Genomic DNA, 16536 nt, shown 5'->3' on the forward strand with positions numbered 1-16536 from the left:
CTTAGCAGGTTTCTAATTATTCAACTTTACAGAAAGGAATTATGATGATTATTCAAGGTGCATCCTACAGGCACCCTAACAGAGATTTATTATTCTCTGCACTCAATCTCGTGATCAATAGACACGAGAAAATTGCATTAATTGGTAATAATGGCGTTGGAAAGTCTACGCTTTTAAAAATTTTAGCTGGAAACTTATCGCTTTCGCAAGGATTGGTAAACACTGATTCAAAGCCTTATTATATGCCACAAATATTTGGTCAATTTAACGCGTGTACTATCGCTCAGGCCCTTCAGATTGAAGATAAGTTAAATGCACTCAGAGAAATTCTCGATGGAAAAGCAAATGACGCAAATCTAACTTTGCTTGACGATGACTGGGCAATTGAAGAACGCTGTGCGCAGGCGCTTGCCCATTGGAAACTTGATGGGCTGGAGCTGACTCAAAAAATGGAAACGTTGAGCGGTGGGCAAAAAACGCGGGTTTTTCTTGCCGGGATCGGTATCCACCGTCCTGAAATTGTTTTATTAGATGAACCAAGTAATCATTTGGATAATTGTAGCAGGGAAATTTTGCAGGCATATATCAAATCAACTAAGAATACTGTAGTGCTGGTTAGCCATGACAGGGCTTTATTAAATCTCCTGGATTCAGTTTATGAATTAAGCAATACTGGTGTAGCTGTTTATGGTGGTAATTATGATTTCTACACAGCACAGAAATTGATCGAAAGCGAGGCCTTAGCGCAAGAACTGAGAAATAAAGAGAAGATACTTCGTAACGCGAAGGAAACAGCAAAAGATACTTTGGAAAGGCAGCAAAAGCTGAATGCCAGGGGAAAAAAGAAGCAAGAAAAAGCTGGTCTTCCCACTATTGTGATGAATACACTGAGAAATAACGCAGAGAAAAGTACGTCAAAGGTAAAGGGCGTCCACGCGGAAAAGGTTGGTGCTATTGCTAAGGAACTTAGCCAGTTGAGAGCGGCTTTACCTGGTATCGATCAAATGAAAATGGATTTTACGCATTCAGTACTCCATCGGGGAAAAGTATTGCTTACTGCAACAGCTATTAATTTTGGGTATAATGAGCAATTAATCTGGAAACAACCGCTGAGTTTCCAGGTGGGCAGTGGTGAACGTATTGCTGTGAATGGGCCGAATGGGTCTGGTAAGACCACATTGATAAAAATGATATTAGGTGAACTTCATCCTGAATCGGGAATTCTGGAAAGTGCTGATGTCAAAACTACTTATATTGATCAGGATTATTCATTGATTGATCCCAAACTCAGTGTGTACCAACAGGCCGAACAATACAATTCAGGCGAATTGCGGGAGCACGAAATAAAAATCCGCTTAAACCGGTTTTTGTTTACAAAAGAGTACTGGGATAAGCCCTGTGTGGCACTAAGTGGTGGAGAGAAAATGAGGTTGATGCTTTGTACGTTAACCATTAACAAACAAGCGCCAGATATGATCATACTGGACGAACCAACAAACAATCTGGATATTCAGAATATTGAAATTTTAACTGAAGCAATCAATGCATATAAAGGGACGTTACTGGTCGTTTCTCATGATATTTATTTCCTGAGACAAATCAATATCGAACGGTCGATTGTTTTGGATGATTAGTAGAAATAAATATTAGCTTGCGATATGGAACTACATCCGGAGATTAAAAAGTTTATAGAGAGGAAAATAATGCCAGATAGTGTCTATCTCCCTCAAAATTATCCCGAGGTCAAAACCTTTGAGAAATTCCAGGACGGTTATAGGTTTAATGGAACGACTGGTGAAACTTATACAGGTATAAAGCCTGCTGAGTTCAGGGAAAACTGGTATGTCATCTGTTCTAATGAGATGAATGATCCATTTTATGTGGATTTATCTGAGCAGGACCGGGGTTTTCCTGTGTATTTTTCATGGCATGGTTCAGGGAGCTGGGAACCAGTTAAGGTTGCTGATGATTTAAGTGATTTTGCAGCAAAATTGCTGAGCATACAAAAGGCAGAAAAGGATAAAGATGAATTAATCAATTTGCTGGATGCAGATTTTGATTTGACTATTGAGTTATGGGAGGAAATGTATGCATCAATTGAGGAAGAAGATGAGGATGTTAGTAAAGAAGAGACAGATACAGACCCTTCAGAATGGATCAGAGGGAAAGTTGTGATCAGAGATGTTGGCCAGCAAAAGATGAAAATTGTACATTATTTGAAAGAAAACTTAAAGCTAACTCCGCAACAGGCTTTAGCATTGTCTAAACAAAAAGAAATTGAGGTTTATCAGGGTTATCTGGTTTATCTTAAGGATGTGGTCAGCTATTTGAAGGAACTCGGTGCGACAGCTGAATTTGTAGCAGATAAAATATAAATTATACAATGCAAATTGTCAGTAAAACTAAATGCAGATTAACAAGTCTGCATTCAGTTTTTAAATCCGCATCAATTCTTAGTTTTGAGGTGGCCTCATCGTTGTATCTGACCTGCGATCAGTTCTTTTTAACGTGTCGTTTGCTGGCCACCCTTTCTTCTTGGTCGTCTTTTTTTGTGGAGATTTTTTGTCTGTACGCTTTTTCGTCGTGTCTTGTTTTTGCCTTGAAGTATCCTGTTGAGGCACTCCAATTGCAAATGTTGCAAAGCCGAATGTGCAGAGCATCATCATCATTAATAACTTTTTCATGATCTTAATGTTAAGTGAATAGTTTGATTTACAGATGCTTAAACAAAGAGTATGCCTATTGGTTTTTTTTATTTCAGAAATCAGGTATAAGTCTCACGATTCAGGTATTTAATCTGTGTTTTAGATTGATTCATTATTTAATTTGTTTTTGTAATTAAAAATTGTTTTTGTTTTTCTTTGGAGATATCTATTGTATATTTAAGTGAACTAATTATGTTTTATGAGAAAATATTTATTATCAGGTATAGTAGCCGTATTGTTGATCAGTACATTGTCTTCTTTTAGCCATGTACCTGCAAAAATTCAAAATTCCACAACTTCAGCATTGTACTTTGCTGTTCCTGATGCTCCTGTTTTTAGTTACGCTAATTACAATGGAAAAGGACGTACCCTGGTTGGTGTCGGGCTGGTACCTGGTGCAACAGGCTACAATTGGTATTTGAATGGCAAATTCTTATACACAACAACTAACAATTATACGAGTGTAGGAATTAATTGCGGCTCATATGGTGCAATAGGTGTTGAAGCTGTGAATGCATCTGGTGTTTCTGCACTTACCATTAAAGGGGTAATTGGTTGCAGTCAGGAAGATTAATATTTAAGCTAATCTGATTTAGGGTTGTTTGTTAAGCAGGCAACCCTTTTAATTCCTGGCATTATTGGCCCTTGATATTAGTTTTGCCGGATTGAGAATTTTGTCATTTTTTAGCACTTCACGTAATTTTAGCTACAGTTGCCGTAATAATATAAAGCCGTTGATATTATTGAATTACTTTTCATCAAGTAGAGCTGAAAAGAATATTTAACCTTAAACATATACAATGGGCGCAAACAATGATTTATTTCTGGATATAGTCGAGTTTAATGCGAAATCAGGGTTCGTAGCGGACGAGCTCAATTCATTAAACAGTGAGCAAACTGGTGGTTTGCCAATGGAGTATATCACAAATCTGCTAAAATGCAGGATTCTCGAACAGCAGTTGGATGAGCTAAAAGGTTTATTGAGTAAGCATAATTCTTAAGCGCAAAGAGTAGGTTTACCTCATAATTTTCACATTCTCTTAAATATTTATCTGGTTTTATTAAGACTTAAAAGTTATTCGCATGTTATTTTAATAATAACATGTAATGATTGTTCTTAACAATTTAATAACTTCAATGTATATCCGTATTAAACTGAGAGCTACATCTTTGGCGGAATTTCAAAGTTTAGATAAAACCATTTATGAGAAAAAACTACAAATTAATTTTCGTGGTTACCCATTATTTTCAGCAGAAGTCTTTTTTGCTGCTGCTATTAATGCTGGCCATCTCAGTCTGTACGTTTGCACAACAACAGGCCAGAGTTATTAAAGGAAAAGTAACCGACGAAAGTAACGGCGGTTTACCTGGTGTCACTATCAGGGTTAAAGGAACGAAATCAGCTACCTCTACTAACCAGGACGGTAATTTCTCCATACAGGTAAATGGCCCGCAGGACGTTCTTGTATTTAATATGCTGGGGACCCTTAACAGAGAGGTAACAGTTGGTAATAATCAAAATTTAAACATCACACTCGTTACCGATAGCAAACAGCTAAAAGATGTAGTGGTGATTGGTTATGGCACTTCCAGCAAAAAGGATTTAACAGGAGCCGTGACCTCTGTGAATGCTGAAGAATTTAACCAGGGCGTAATGACCAGTCCTGCCCAATTATTGCAAGGTAAGGTGGCCGGATTAAATGTAACCAAAAGCGGAGATCCTAATGCAAAACCTTCTACTATATTAAGAGGGCCGTCTACCTTACGTGAGGGTGCGGCACAAGAGCCTTTTTATGTGATCGATGGTGTTCCTGGAGCATCAATCGACCTGCTGGCTCCTGCTGACATAGAAAGTATAGATATTTTAAAAGATGCTTCTTCTACAGCTATTTACGGTTCAAGAGCCGCAAATGGGGTAATCATTGTCACTACAAAAAGATCAAAGGGTGGACAATCCAGACTTTCTTATAGTGGTTATGGGGCGGTGGAAAGTGTATCCAGGAAATATGATATGCTCAGTGCACCAGAATTGCGTCAGTATTTAAAAGATAATAAGCAGGTGCTAAACCCTATTGATGATGATGGTTCTGATACGAACTGGCAAAAGTTACTGGAAAGAACGGGCTATTCACAAAATCATAATTTGTCTTATGGTGGTTCTGGCGCATCTTCTGAATATGGTGCGAGTGTTAATTATTTCGACAATCAGGGAATCCTGAAAAATACTTCTTTAAAAAGAACGATTGTCCGCGCTTATGTAAATCAGCGGTTCTTTAATGACAGACTGAAATTAGGTTTGACGATCACGAACAGTGCTACCACTGGTAATGATATTTATCAAACTCAGGCCCTGTCAAATATGTTGTTCTATTTGCCAACAGTAAGTCCTTTCAATGCGAACGGGACTTATAAAGAAAACTATGACAGAACGGGTAGCGGAACAAGAAACCCACTTTCTATTGTTGACAATAACTCCATTAAAAATGTAAATAACAAAACATTAATCAATGGGATGGCACAAGTGAACATCTTATCAGGTTTGAAGTTTACAGCAAGTTTATCTACACAAAAAGATCAGAATAATTCAAGTTCTTATTTAAATAGCCAGTCAGGACTTGCCAGAGGAGTGAGCGGACAGGCGATCAAAGCAGACGTCTTGAACAAATCTGAAGTGATAGAGGGATACTTTAATTACGATAAGGTATTTGGTCAGCATAGTTTGAAATTACTTGCAGGTTATTCCTGGCAAGAAGACCGGACCAATGATGGTTTTGGTGTAACAACGCAAGGGTTTTCAAATGATAACCTGGGTGCAAATAATATCTTTTTATCGAACCCATCTTTACTTTCACAAATTACATTTGCCAACTCACCAATCTCCACTTTGAGACTAATTTCATTTTATGGAAGAGCGCAGTATAATTATAAAGAGAAATACTTATTGCAGGCCTCTTTGAGAAAAGACGGTTCTTCTGCTTTTGGTATCAATAGCCGTTGGGGATTATTTCCAGCAGTATCTGCGGGATGGAGAATTATCGGAGAAGATTTTATGAAAAGTGTACCTGTGATCAGTGATCTGAAATTGAGAGCTGGTTATGGTAAATCTGGAAATAGTCTTGGTTTTGATGCATTCTCTGCTTTGTTGGTTTATGGAACACCTGCAACAAGCAGTAAATACCTGAACAATGGAGTAATCAGTAATGCAATTGGTCCGGTTAGAAATGAGAACCCGGATCTGAAATGGGAAAGTACTGCAACGACCAACATCGGATTGGATTTTGGTTTATTCGGGAACAGAGTTACAGGTTCAGTAGATTACTATATCAAAAAGACATCTGACTTGATCTATTCTGAATATGCGGTTTCTACCACCCAGTTTTTCTTGCCTACCATTACAGCCAATGTGGGTAAGATCAAAAATACAGGTATTGAATTGTCTTTGAATGCTTTAGTTGTAAAGACAAAGGATTTTAGCTGGAATACTTCCCCAAATATTGCACACAATAAAAACGTAGTGGAGACCCTGTCGGATGATTTCTATAAAATCTCCTATATACAAACCGCAGTATTGGGTGGTAAAGGACAATCGGGAAATTACAGTCAGATTGTACAACCAGGAGAGGCATTGGGGACTTTCAAGCTTTGGAATTATGCAGGTAAGAATGACGCAGGTGTAAGTACCTATGTAAATGCTGCAGGACAAATCATTGCGACTCAGCCTTTAACATCTGATGCTAAAATTGCAGGTAATGCGCAGCCAAAATATATCTACGGCTGGGGTAACAGCTTTACTTATAAAAAATGGGATTTGAGCTTCCTTGTACGTGGTGTATTGGGGAATAAGATCTTAAATGCTACTGCAGCTGGTCTGAATACACCTGCTGATGCTAAATTACAGAATATTCCAAGGTCTACTTTAGGTGAATCTTTCAATGATGGAAATGCTTACCTGATTTCTGACCGTTACCTGGAAAGTGGTTCTTATTTACGTTTGGATAACGCTACACTAGGTTATTCTATTAAACCAAAAGTACAGACGATTAAAGCGATAAGGCTTTATGTAACGGCAAATAACTTATTTGTAATTACTAAATACACTGGACTGGATCCTGAGATTAACATCGGAGGTTTAACACCTGGTATTGATAATAACAACTATTATCCTAAGACCCGCACGTTCAGTCTCGGTATTAACGCATCCTTCTAATTTCAAACTGATGAAAAAGATATTTTTATTAACAACAGCATTTGCTGCTATATTAGCCACTGTATCCTGCACAAAACTTGATGTGAAGGTGGAATCACAATATGTAAAAGATAACTTTCCTACTACTGACGCTGATTACGCGGCTTTATATGGAACTATGTATTCAAACCTTTCTTCTCAATTTGGAGTGCCTTATTTCAGAATGCAGGAGATGTCAACTGATGCTGCAATCTTACCAGCAAGAGATGGTAATTTTGATGATGGTGGACAATACAGACAATTGCACTACCATACCTGGACGTTTGACCACCCTAACGTGAAAACAGTTTGGGAATGGGGATTTGGTGGAATTAACAATTGTAACCGGTTAATTTCAGTTACCAATGCCTCTTCAGTATCTGATGCAAAGAAAGCTTCGGGAGTGACAGAAATAAAAACCATGCGTGCATTGTACTACTTTTTAATGATGGACATTTATGGTAATATTCCTATCATCGATAAATTTCCGGTAGAAGCGGGCGCTTTACCAGGTACAACAAGCAGAGATAAGGTATTCGAATTTATTGAGAAAGAATTGCTGGCAGTTATCCCTAATTTACCTCAGAAAACAGGAGCAAATCAGAAGTTGCTTTATGGAAAACCAACGCGTGGAACAGCTTTCGCTTTATTGGCTAAAATGTACTTGAATTCACAGGTGTACACTGGGAAGCCGCGGTATACAGATGCAGTAGCTATGGCAGATAGTGTAATGAAAAATACAACTTATCAGCTGGATCCTAAGTACTCGGATATCTTTGATGTTAATAATGGCCCTCAGATTTCTGAAACGATATTTGCAATTCCTTATGATCAGCAGATTCCGGGTAACCAGATGACCAGGTTCGGATTCTATCCTGCACTAGCTACTGCTTACGGGATTACAGGAGTAGGATTTAGTATCTCTATGAGCACAACCCCTGAATATTATGACCGGTTTAATCTGGCAAATGATGTGAGAAAAAGCTTTTGGTTGGTGGGACCTCAATTTGCACCAGATGCGAACAGACAACCTGATAAGACAAAGCCTGTATATGTCGCTGGTACAACACAACAAATTGTATTGACACGTGATCTGATCCTTAAACCCGGTAAACCAATGGACGTGGGGAATACAGTAGCCGATCAGGCAAAGGGCATTCGCTCGGTTAAATACTGGCCTGATGTGAATGCCATACAAGCGACACGTTTGAATGGTAATGATATGCCTTTTTTACGTTTAGCAGATGTTATGTTGATGAAAGCAGAAGCTATTTTACGTGGTGCTTCGCCAACAGCAGTGAATGGAGAAATGCAGACTCCACTTAGTTTAGTGAATAAAATCAGGGCAAGAGCGGGTGCGGAAGCGGCAACAAGTGTTGATTTGGAATCCTTATTGGATGAAAGAGCAAGGGAGTTGAGCTGGGAAGCCTGGAGAAGGAACGATTTGATTCGTTATGGTTTGTTTGAAAAGGAATATCCTTTGCAAAATGATGTACTCTCGATGAATAAAGATGCTGCGAGAAGACTTTATCCGATCCCTGCAACTGAACTGCAGTTAAATTCCAATTTAAGACAAAACCCAGGTTATTAATTCTTTTGAACAGCCGGATTTTTCCGGCTGTTCGTATTTTAATACTTATGATAAAAACAGTTTCCAGCGCATTGCTATTGTTCGTGTTTCCATTATTGATACCAAAAGATGGAGATAATTTACCAATTAATAAGATCCAGGTTATTGGGTCGCATAACAGTTATAAGAAAGCGATTGATCCTCATTTGTTCGGAATATTCAGGAAAAAGGATTCTGTATCGGCCAGCAAGATAGACTATGAACATATCGGCGTAACCCAGCAGCTTGATATGGGGTTAAGAAATTTGGAAATTGACGTGTATGCAGATGCAAAAGGAGGGAAATATGCACATCCCAGAGGGCTGGACTGGGCAAAAGATCAGGCCCCTTATGATGTTGATAAAGAAATGAAGGCACCGGGTTTTAAAGTTTTTCATATTCAGGATCTGGATTTCAGAAGTGATTTTCTGACCTTGAAAGGTGGACTTTCGAAATTGAAAAAATGGTCGGATGTACATCCGGATCACACGCCCATATTTATCACACTGGAGGCCAAAGACGATAAAATAAAAGGAGAAGGTTTCAGTGATCCTGAACAATTCACAGCAGAAACATTCGATCAGCTGGACAAGGCACTGCTTGATGGACTTGGCATGAATAAGATTATCACACCAGATATGGTGAGAGGAAATTATAAAACATTGGAAGCCGCAGTATCAAAAGATAACTGGCCTGTACTTTCAGCTGCAAGAGGAAAATTTATTTTTATTCTTGATCAGAAAGGAGAGAAGATGGAACTTTATATCAAAGGACATCCTTCATTGAAAAATAGAGTTTTATTTGTAAATGCCGCTGCCGGACGACCTGAAGCTGCGATGATGATCATCAACAACGCTAAAGATCCAATGATCCCTCAGCTAGTTAAAAAAGGATATATTATCCGTACCCGTGCAGATTCGGATACACAAGAGGCGCGTCGCAATGACCATTCCAATTTCAATGCAGCATGTGCTTCAGGAGCCCAGATCATTACTACAGACTATTATTTAAAAAGTACGCATTTTAAGTCTGACTATGCAGTGAGTTTTGAAGATGGGCAGTATTTCAGAGTGAATCCGTTTTTCAAATAAGGTGAATGTAATTCAATTTCAAGGATTTATCCCGGTCTTAACAATTTGATTACATGGAATGCTTAAAGCTTTTACATAAAATTTATTTAATATTGACCGGGATCTTCCATAAAACGCGGGTTGATTCTGATTATGGCCTCTTATAAAACTTTAGCTGATCACGATTTAATTGCCTTTTTGAAAGAAGGTGACAAAGCTGCTTTTACCGAAATCTACAATCGGTATAAGGGGTTATTGTACATCCATGCTTATAACCGGCTTAGAGATCAACAGGAGGCAGATGACGTCGTACATGAACTGTTCGCTTCTTTATGGACTAAAAGAGAACAGCTGTTTTTAAAAACACATCTATCGGGATATCTTTATCAGGCAGTTAGAAACCGCGTGATCGATATCATTTCTCACAAAAAAGTAGCCTCTTCTTATATTACCTCGCTTCAGCATTTTATAAATGAAAGCGAAGCGATCACAGACCACCGGGTCAGAGAAAATGAACTGGCCGCCCTCATTGAAAAAGAGATTGGTGCATTAACGCCTAAGATGCGGGAAGTATTTGAGTTAAGCAGAAAAGCCAATCTTTCGCACCGGGAGATTGCAGTGAAGTTAGACCTTTCTGAAAAGACAGTTAAAAAACATGTGAACAATGCACTGAAAGTCCTCAGAAGCAGATTGGGAATCTTCATCTATCTGTTGTACATCTCCGGTTACTAAATTATTTTCATTTTCTTTTACGCCCTGTACCTGAGCTAACCGTCTATAGTTGTAATAAGCGGTTAAAGCCCATGGACGCAAAAGAATTACTAGAAAAATATCGGTCAGGACACTGTACAGCTGCAGAAAAAGCAATTGTAGAAACATGGTATCTGAAATTTGAACAGGAAAATGCTGATCCGCTGACCGCTGATAAATTGGAGAAGGCTACAGACCGTGTCTGGGATAGATTACCTGTTCATGAAAAAACTCAACGCAAATTATGGCCTCGTATTGCAGGAGCTGCGGCAGTGCTGCTCCTGCTTTCTGCTGGTTTATATTTTTTCAATTCAACCAGACCACAGTCAGCTTTATTAACTCAAAAAGAGCAAACAAAGCAGATTTTACCTGGAGGTAATAAGGCTACTTTAACACTGGCCAATGGTCAGGAAATTACTTTAGATGGAGCGGATAACGGTCAGCTTGCAGAACAGGCCGGAATTATTATTACGAAAACTAAGGATGGACAGCTAGTCTATACTATTGCTGATAAAGGTAATGATCCAGATCAGAGAAAAGCTGCAATGAACAGGATCGCTACGCCTAAGGGTGGACAATACCAAATTAATTTGCCTGATGGAACTAAGGTTTGGCTGAATGCAGCTTCATCTTTAAGTTACCCTACGGTATTTACCGGTACTGAGCGCCGGGTGAGTTTAACTGGAGAGGCTTATTTTGAAGTTGCAAAAATATATCCAGCCAAACCTTTCAGTGTAACTTCATCAACTCAGACTGTAGAAGTTCTGGGGACACATTTCAACATTAATTCTTATGCTGATGAGCAGACCGTAAAAACCAGTTTGTTAGAAGGATCAGTTAAAGTAACTGCGCAGACAGGTACTAGTGGAAGTGTCTTCTTAAAACCGGGACAACAAGCTGTCTTAATGGGAAACCAGTTGAATGTCAATCCTGGAGATACAGAAGAGGCAGTGGCCTGGAAAAATGGAATGTTCAGCTTTAAAGATGCAGACTTACAAACAGTGATGCGTGCTGTGGCCAGGTGGTATGATGTAGAAGTGAGTTATGAGGGGAATCTACCGGCAAGACAGTTTTCAGGAGAGATTCACCGGAATATAAATCTTTCAGAGGTATTGGATATCCTGAGCTTTTTTAAAGTGCATTTCAGAATTGACGGTAAAAAAATTACCGTGACTAAATAAAACTATAACCTGTAAATAACCAACCAAACTCACCAAAAAACTCAAACGTTATGAAAAGAAGACTACAAAAGCATTGATCATCTGAAGGGTAACTTACAAAAAAACCGCAGAAGTGTTGGAGCACAACTGCGGAATAGCTGAGTTAATCCCCCCGGAAAAGATCCGGGAAAAACAAATTTTCGAGAATTTACTGTATTAACCCAACCTCACAAAAGTATGAATTTTTATGCTATTACCAGAGCTATGTCCAAGGCATGGCTACCCCCTAAATTACTGCTCATTATGAAATTGACCACAATCTTGTTGTTTCTGGCCCTGATGCAAGCCAGCGCAAAGGGATACAGCCAGATTAGTCTGAAGGAGAAAAATGTTTCTTTAGAAAGAATTCTGGAGTCTATTAAAAAGCAGACCGGTTACGTCTTTTTTTATGATACACATGATATCCGTGGAATCAAAATGTCTATCGATGTTAAAACGGCTTCTATAGAAACTGTTTTAAATGAATGCACAAAAGTATTGCCTTTAACGTTTAAGATAGTTGGAAATAATGTATTGCTGAGAAGAACTGATCTGGTTTTAAGCGATACTGAAGATTATTATAAAGCGATTACATTTAAAGGAAAAGTTTTAGATGAAAATGGAATGCCATTGCCTGGTGTCAGCCTGCAGCTAAGTGCTGATAATTTTAAGCAGAGTGCGCAAACCAATACCAGTGGAGAATATATTTTTAACCTCTCAAAACCAGGTCAATATATATTGACGGCAAGTTTTATTGGGTATGAAAAGTATTTGGCTACTATTGACCTTAAAAAAGATGATGTCATCAAAAATATTACTTTAACGCCATCTAATGAAGGTTTAAATGAAGTGATGGTAGTTGCTTATGGTACACAAACCAAGTCTTCTTTTACCGGATCAGCTAAAACATTAAAGTCTGATTTGATCAATGGCAGCCCGCGTGTAAGTATTCAGGAGAGTTTACAGGGAAATGTTGCCGGATTGGTTTCTTCCAATGGTTCAGGACAACCTGGTGCTGTGCCTAATGTCAGGATTCGTGGTATTGGTTCTGTAAATGCCGGCAGCGGGCCTTTGTATGTAGTGGACGGGATACCATTAGAATCTGGTCTGATCAGCAGTCTGAATAGTTTTGACGTAGAATCAGTAACAGTTTTAAAAGATGCATCTGCAGCTTCTATCTACGGGTCAAGGGCTGCTAACGGAGTGATTTTGATTACCACAAAAAGTGGAGTAGCAGGAAAGACAGTTATCAATGCTTCGGCACAATTTGGTGCAAATAACGTGACGAATATCAAAGGACATCAATCTTTAAATACACAAGAAATGCTGGAACTCTTAAAAGAGGGCTGGGTAAATAAAGGAAATGATGTGGCACTTTTTGATAAAGCATTGGTTGATAATGCGGTTGACCCTAATGTGAATACGGATTGGTTTGATTTGCTTACCCGTACAGGAACTTATAATCAATACGATCTTTCTGCAAGTGGCGGAACAGAAAAGACTAAGTTTTATGTTTCCGGAAGTCATTATGTAGCGAAAGCCCCCTTGCTTGGCAGTGAGTTTTCCCGCAGTACTGCTAATTTAAAATTAAGTAACCAGGCCACAGAAAGTCTTTCTTTTGTTGGAGGCCTGCAGGTCAATTATCGTAAAAACCAGACGCAGGCAGATGGTGGTACATTTGGAAATCCAGTGCGGATGTATTCCATTTACCAACCCTGGTTAAAGGCTTATAACGATGATGGTACTTACGATTTCAGCTATTTTAACAGGTATAATCCAGTAGCTCAGGTTAAAGAAAGCTTCAGCAGAAATAATTCTTACGGAATGCTGGGTAATTTTCTGGCTAAATACCAGCTATTACCGTCGTTATCGATAGAGAATCAGTCGAATATTAATTTTGTTTATGAAGAGACAACAGATTATAATAAATCCGGGATAGGTACTTCCCGTACAGATGGCGGAAGAGCTACCGCTGGTACCGGCCGTTCTTCGAATTGGGTAAATACGACTATTGTACGTTTCAATAAAACACTGGGCGATTTTGGTCTTAAAACTTATGTAGGTTATGAGGCCCAGAAAGTGAATGAAGTAGGTAATAGTGTAACTAAGCGTAATTTTTTGCCGAACACTTATACACTAGACAATGCTTCAATTTTAGTTAGTGGTGGTTCGAATGCAACTTCAAACGCACTTAATTCTGCGTTTTTTAATGCGTCCTTTGATTATAAATCGAAATATTACCTGAGTGCTTCTGTGCGCCGGGATGGTTCTTCAAGATTTGGATCTGATAACAGGTATGGTAATTTCTGGTCGCTAGGAGGCTCATGGAACATCAGCCGTGAACATTTTATGGAAGGACAGGACGTGATTTCAGAGCTTAAATTACGTACAAGTTACGGGGTGAATGGAAATCAGGATATTGGTAATTTCGCTTCCAGGGCCTTATATAAAAGCTCTGATTATGACAATGCGCCAGGTCTGGAATTCTCCAATTACGGGAATAACCAGCTGACCTGGGAGAAAAATAAACCGTTTAACGTCGGACTGGACTTTGGAATTCTGAAAAACAGGTTGACTGGTACTGTCGAATATTATACACGTACAACTTCAGACCTTTTGTTAAGCAGACCTATTTCAGCAACCAATGGCCTGATAAGTTATACTGATAATATCGGTGCAATGAAAAACAGTGGATTGGAATTAGAGCTTAACAGTATCAACTTAAAGTCTGAAAGTGATGGCTTTGGCTGGACAACTAATTTCAATATTTCTACCATGAACAATAAGATTACTGCGCTAAACAGCCCGATCGTTTCTGGTAATTATAATCGTTTTGTTGGCGGTGATTTTTATCAGTTGTATATGGTAGGTTATGCCGGTGTAGACCCTGCTAATGGGGAAGCATTATGGTATACGGATGGAACCAAATCAAAAACAACTAACAATTACGGTTCTGCAACTCAATTCAACCAGGGGAGTGCATTGCCAAAGGTTTTTGGTGGATTAACGAATACATTTACTTATAAAGGTTTCTCTTTGAGCTTCCAATTGTACTTTAATTTTGGAAACAAGATTTATGATAATTACGGAGCAACGAGCTTTTCTGATGGATCAGGTGGTTTTACACCGACAACAAGGATGACGCGTTATGCTTACGATCACAGGTGGCGCAATCCGGGTGATATCACTGATCAACCTAAAATTGTATTTACAGGAACACAATCCGGTCCTTCTAGTCAGGGTTCTTCCCGTTTTCTTTACAATGGTGATTATATCCGTTTGCGTGATGTTTCTCTGGGTTATCAATTACCATCTAAATGGATCAGATCTATTAATCTGGCCAGTGCAAAGGTTTATTTCAGAGCAAATAACCTGTTTACTTATATCAAAGACAAGCGTATCAGTTTCGACCCGGAAGTAGGAATCGATGGTCTTGCAGACAAAAATGTTCCTATTTATAAAACTGCTCTGTTGGGCATTGATCTTAAATTCTAATTTATTCAGGATGGAAATGATGAAACAAGTATATAAAATATTACCATTAGTTATGGTGGCCTTATCCTTTGGCTCTTGTAAAAAGGATTTTCTGGAAATTAATCCAGAGCAGCAAACTGATGTGAATATGGTGGTTATAGATTTACCAAGTACCAGGGCAGCTGTGATGGGGACTTATGGACTTTTACAAAGCGCTTCCTATTATGGCCGCAGTTTAGTTGTACTGCCAGATTTGATGGCAGACAATATGTATATCAGCAGAAGAAATTCTAACCGGTATACGAGCTATGATCAATACATCACAACGGTGAATGACGGTACAGCTTCGGGCTCATGGAACACACTGTATAAAACGATTGTGAATGCGAATATCATTATCTCAAAAGGAGAACAGCTTGTTGTTCCTGAAACAGAATCGGGTGAAATGAAGCATCTGATTGGTGAGGCTTATACGTTGAGAGCATTAGCTCATTTCGATTTATTGCGTTTATATGCTGCGCCTTACAATGCGTCGGCTGATGCCAGCCATATCGGAATCCCTGTTGTAATTAAAAGCGGGACAAGTAAAGAAGATGTGATTTCTCCAAAAAGGAATACGGTTAAAGAAGGGTATACACAACTGGTTAATGATCTGCAAAAAGCGATTACTTTGCTTCCAGCGGCTGCGCCAATAGGTTTCAGCGCTGCTAACAGAGGACATATCGCACATTACGCAGCAAAGGCTTTACTGTCCAGAGTCTATTTGTATATGGGCGACTGGGTAAATGCAGAAGCCTTGGCTACAGAGGTCATCAACAGTAATAAGTACACCTTATTAAGCAATGCAAATTATGCTGCCGGCTCTGCTAATTTCAGAACTCAGAACAATAGTGAAGCAATTTTTGAAGTACAATTTACACTGACAGATAACCTGGCTCAGGATGCGTTATCCAGCTTTTTATTACAAGGAGCTAGTTATGGAGATGGTCTGGCTACTGATGACTTATATAATTTATATAAGAGCACTGATGTACGCAGAGGTTTCATGACTAAAAGTAAAAGAAGTGGTAGCGGGGGTGAAGATCCTGCTTTTGTGATTACGAAGTATAACAATATTTCCACTTATGAGGAAGGGGTTAAAGTGATTCGTTTATCAGAGGTTTATCTAATCAGGGCAGAAGCAAGGGCAAAGCAGGGTAAAGATGGTTTAGCAGCGGCAGATTTAGATGTGGTCGCAAAACGCGCAGATACTGCAAAACCAACGACTACAGAAACCGGAGTAGCTTTACAAAACCTTATTCTTGTGGAAAACCGTAAGGAGTTTGCTTTTGAGGGACATCGTTTGTTTGATTTGACGCGCAATAAAGCAGAATTTGTTAAATACCGTACAGGTGGTATTACCATACCTGTAGCAAATACTTCTTTGAGAACTGTGCTGCCAATCCCTTTAGCTGAAATGAATGCTAATCCTAATATGGAACAAAATCAAGGTTATAAATAGTTG

12 protein-coding genes are annotated in these 16536 nt (G+C 38.9%); 11 read left to right on the top strand and 1 reads right to left on the bottom strand.

Annotated elements, in window-relative coordinates; all coding sequences use genetic code 11:
• Nucleotides 1–41 precede the first annotated feature (41 nt).
• Both abc-f and ABIB30_RS25215 read left to right on the top strand, forming a co-directional pair.
• On the top strand, nucleotides 42–1634 hold the full coding sequence (abc-f, locus tag ABIB30_RS25210; RefSeq protein ID WP_354305784.1) for a ribosomal protection-like ABC-F family protein: 1593 nt from the start codon (nucleotides 42–44) through the stop codon (nucleotides 1632–1634).
• Between the two features lie 24 nt (nucleotides 1635–1658).
• Nucleotides 1659–2375 (top strand): SMI1/KNR4 family protein, encoded by a 717-nt coding sequence (locus tag ABIB30_RS25215; RefSeq protein WP_354305785.1) that lies wholly within the window; start codon nucleotides 1659–1661, stop codon nucleotides 2373–2375.
• 78 nt (nucleotides 2376–2453) lie between these two features.
• On the opposite strand, the gene ABIB30_RS25220 is transcribed toward ABIB30_RS25215, so the two are convergent.
• Nucleotides 2454–2684, bottom strand: a complete 231-nt coding sequence (locus ABIB30_RS25220) for a hypothetical protein (RefSeq protein ID WP_354305786.1) — start codon at nucleotides 2682–2684, stop codon at nucleotides 2454–2456.
• 220 nt (nucleotides 2685–2904) lie between these two features.
• Here ABIB30_RS25220 and ABIB30_RS25225 point away from each other — a divergent pair, with 220 nt between their 5' ends.
• The 9 genes from ABIB30_RS25225 to ABIB30_RS25265 all read left to right on the top strand — a co-directional run bounded on the left by ABIB30_RS25225 (nucleotide 2905) and on the right by ABIB30_RS25265 (nucleotide 16533).
• On the top strand, nucleotides 2905–3279 hold the full coding sequence (locus ABIB30_RS25225; RefSeq protein WP_354305787.1) for a hypothetical protein: 375 nt from the start codon (nucleotides 2905–2907) through the stop codon (nucleotides 3277–3279).
• 226 nt (nucleotides 3280–3505) lie between these two features.
• Entirely contained in the window at nucleotides 3506–3706 is a 201-nt protein-coding gene (locus ABIB30_RS25230) for a hypothetical protein (RefSeq protein ID WP_354305788.1), read from the top strand.
• Between the two features lie 203 nt (nucleotides 3707–3909).
• Nucleotides 3910–6912 carry a SusC/RagA family TonB-linked outer membrane protein gene (locus tag ABIB30_RS25235; RefSeq protein ID WP_354305790.1) on the top strand — a complete coding sequence of 1001 codons (3003 nt, stop codon included), beginning with the start codon at nucleotides 3910–3912 and terminating at the stop codon, nucleotides 6910–6912.
• A gap of 10 nt (nucleotides 6913–6922) precedes the next feature.
• The gene (locus tag ABIB30_RS25240; RefSeq protein WP_354305791.1) at nucleotides 6923–8521 is read left to right on the top strand and encodes a RagB/SusD family nutrient uptake outer membrane protein; all 1599 of its coding nucleotides are present in this window, start codon (nucleotides 6923–6925) and stop codon (nucleotides 8519–8521) included.
• A 47-nt stretch (nucleotides 8522–8568) separates the two neighbouring features.
• The gene (locus ABIB30_RS25245) at nucleotides 8569–9630 is read left to right on the top strand and encodes a phosphatidylinositol-specific phospholipase C1-like protein (RefSeq protein ID WP_354305792.1); all 1062 of its coding nucleotides are present in this window, start codon (nucleotides 8569–8571) and stop codon (nucleotides 9628–9630) included.
• A 132-nt stretch (nucleotides 9631–9762) separates the two neighbouring features.
• Entirely contained in the window at nucleotides 9763–10341 is a 579-nt protein-coding gene (locus ABIB30_RS25250; RefSeq protein WP_354305793.1) for an RNA polymerase sigma factor, read from the top strand.
• 71 nt (nucleotides 10342–10412) lie between these two features.
• A complete protein-coding gene (locus ABIB30_RS25255; protein WP_354305794.1) occupies nucleotides 10413–11540 on the top strand; it encodes a FecR family protein in 1128 nt (375 codons plus the stop codon).
• Between the two features lie 282 nt (nucleotides 11541–11822).
• On the top strand, nucleotides 11823–15053 hold the full coding sequence (locus ABIB30_RS25260) for a SusC/RagA family TonB-linked outer membrane protein (RefSeq protein WP_354305795.1): 3231 nt from the start codon (nucleotides 11823–11825) through the stop codon (nucleotides 15051–15053).
• Between the two features lie 16 nt (nucleotides 15054–15069).
• On the top strand, nucleotides 15070–16533 hold the full coding sequence (locus ABIB30_RS25265; protein WP_354305796.1) for a RagB/SusD family nutrient uptake outer membrane protein: 1464 nt from the start codon (nucleotides 15070–15072) through the stop codon (nucleotides 16531–16533).
• Nucleotides 16534–16536 lie beyond the last annotated feature (3 nt).

It is taken from the genome of Pedobacter sp. UYP1, from assembly GCF_040547305.1.
Lineage (GTDB): Bacteria > Bacteroidota > Bacteroidia > Sphingobacteriales > Sphingobacteriaceae > Pedobacter.

Coding starts and splice junctions, on each gene's coding strand:
- ABIB30_RS25225 (WP_354305787.1), top strand. CDS start 2,905: ATGAGAAAATATTTATTATCAGGTATAGTAGCCGTATTGTTGATCAGT.
- ABIB30_RS25215 (WP_354305785.1), top strand. CDS start 1,659: ATGGAACTACATCCGGAGATTAAAAAGTTTATAGAGAGGAAAATAATG.
- ABIB30_RS25260 (WP_354305795.1), top strand. CDS start 11,823: ATGAAATTGACCACAATCTTGTTGTTTCTGGCCCTGATGCAAGCCAGC.
- ABIB30_RS25265 (WP_354305796.1), top strand. CDS start 15,070: ATGATGAAACAAGTATATAAAATATTACCATTAGTTATGGTGGCCTTA.
- abc-f (WP_354305784.1), top strand. CDS start 42: ATGATGATTATTCAAGGTGCATCCTACAGGCACCCTAACAGAGATTTA.
- ABIB30_RS25245 (WP_354305792.1), top strand. CDS start 8,569: ATGATAAAAACAGTTTCCAGCGCATTGCTATTGTTCGTGTTTCCATTA.
- ABIB30_RS25240 (WP_354305791.1), top strand. CDS start 6,923: ATGAAAAAGATATTTTTATTAACAACAGCATTTGCTGCTATATTAGCC.
- ABIB30_RS25255 (WP_354305794.1), top strand. CDS start 10,413: ATGGACGCAAAAGAATTACTAGAAAAATATCGGTCAGGACACTGTACA.
- ABIB30_RS25250 (WP_354305793.1), top strand. CDS start 9,763: ATGGCCTCTTATAAAACTTTAGCTGATCACGATTTAATTGCCTTTTTG.
- ABIB30_RS25235 (WP_354305790.1), top strand. CDS start 3,910: ATGAGAAAAAACTACAAATTAATTTTCGTGGTTACCCATTATTTTCAG.
- ABIB30_RS25220 (WP_354305786.1), bottom strand. CDS start 2,684: ATGAAAAAGTTATTAATGATGATGATGCTCTGCACATTCGGCTTTGCA.
- ABIB30_RS25230 (WP_354305788.1), top strand. CDS start 3,506: ATGGGCGCAAACAATGATTTATTTCTGGATATAGTCGAGTTTAATGCG.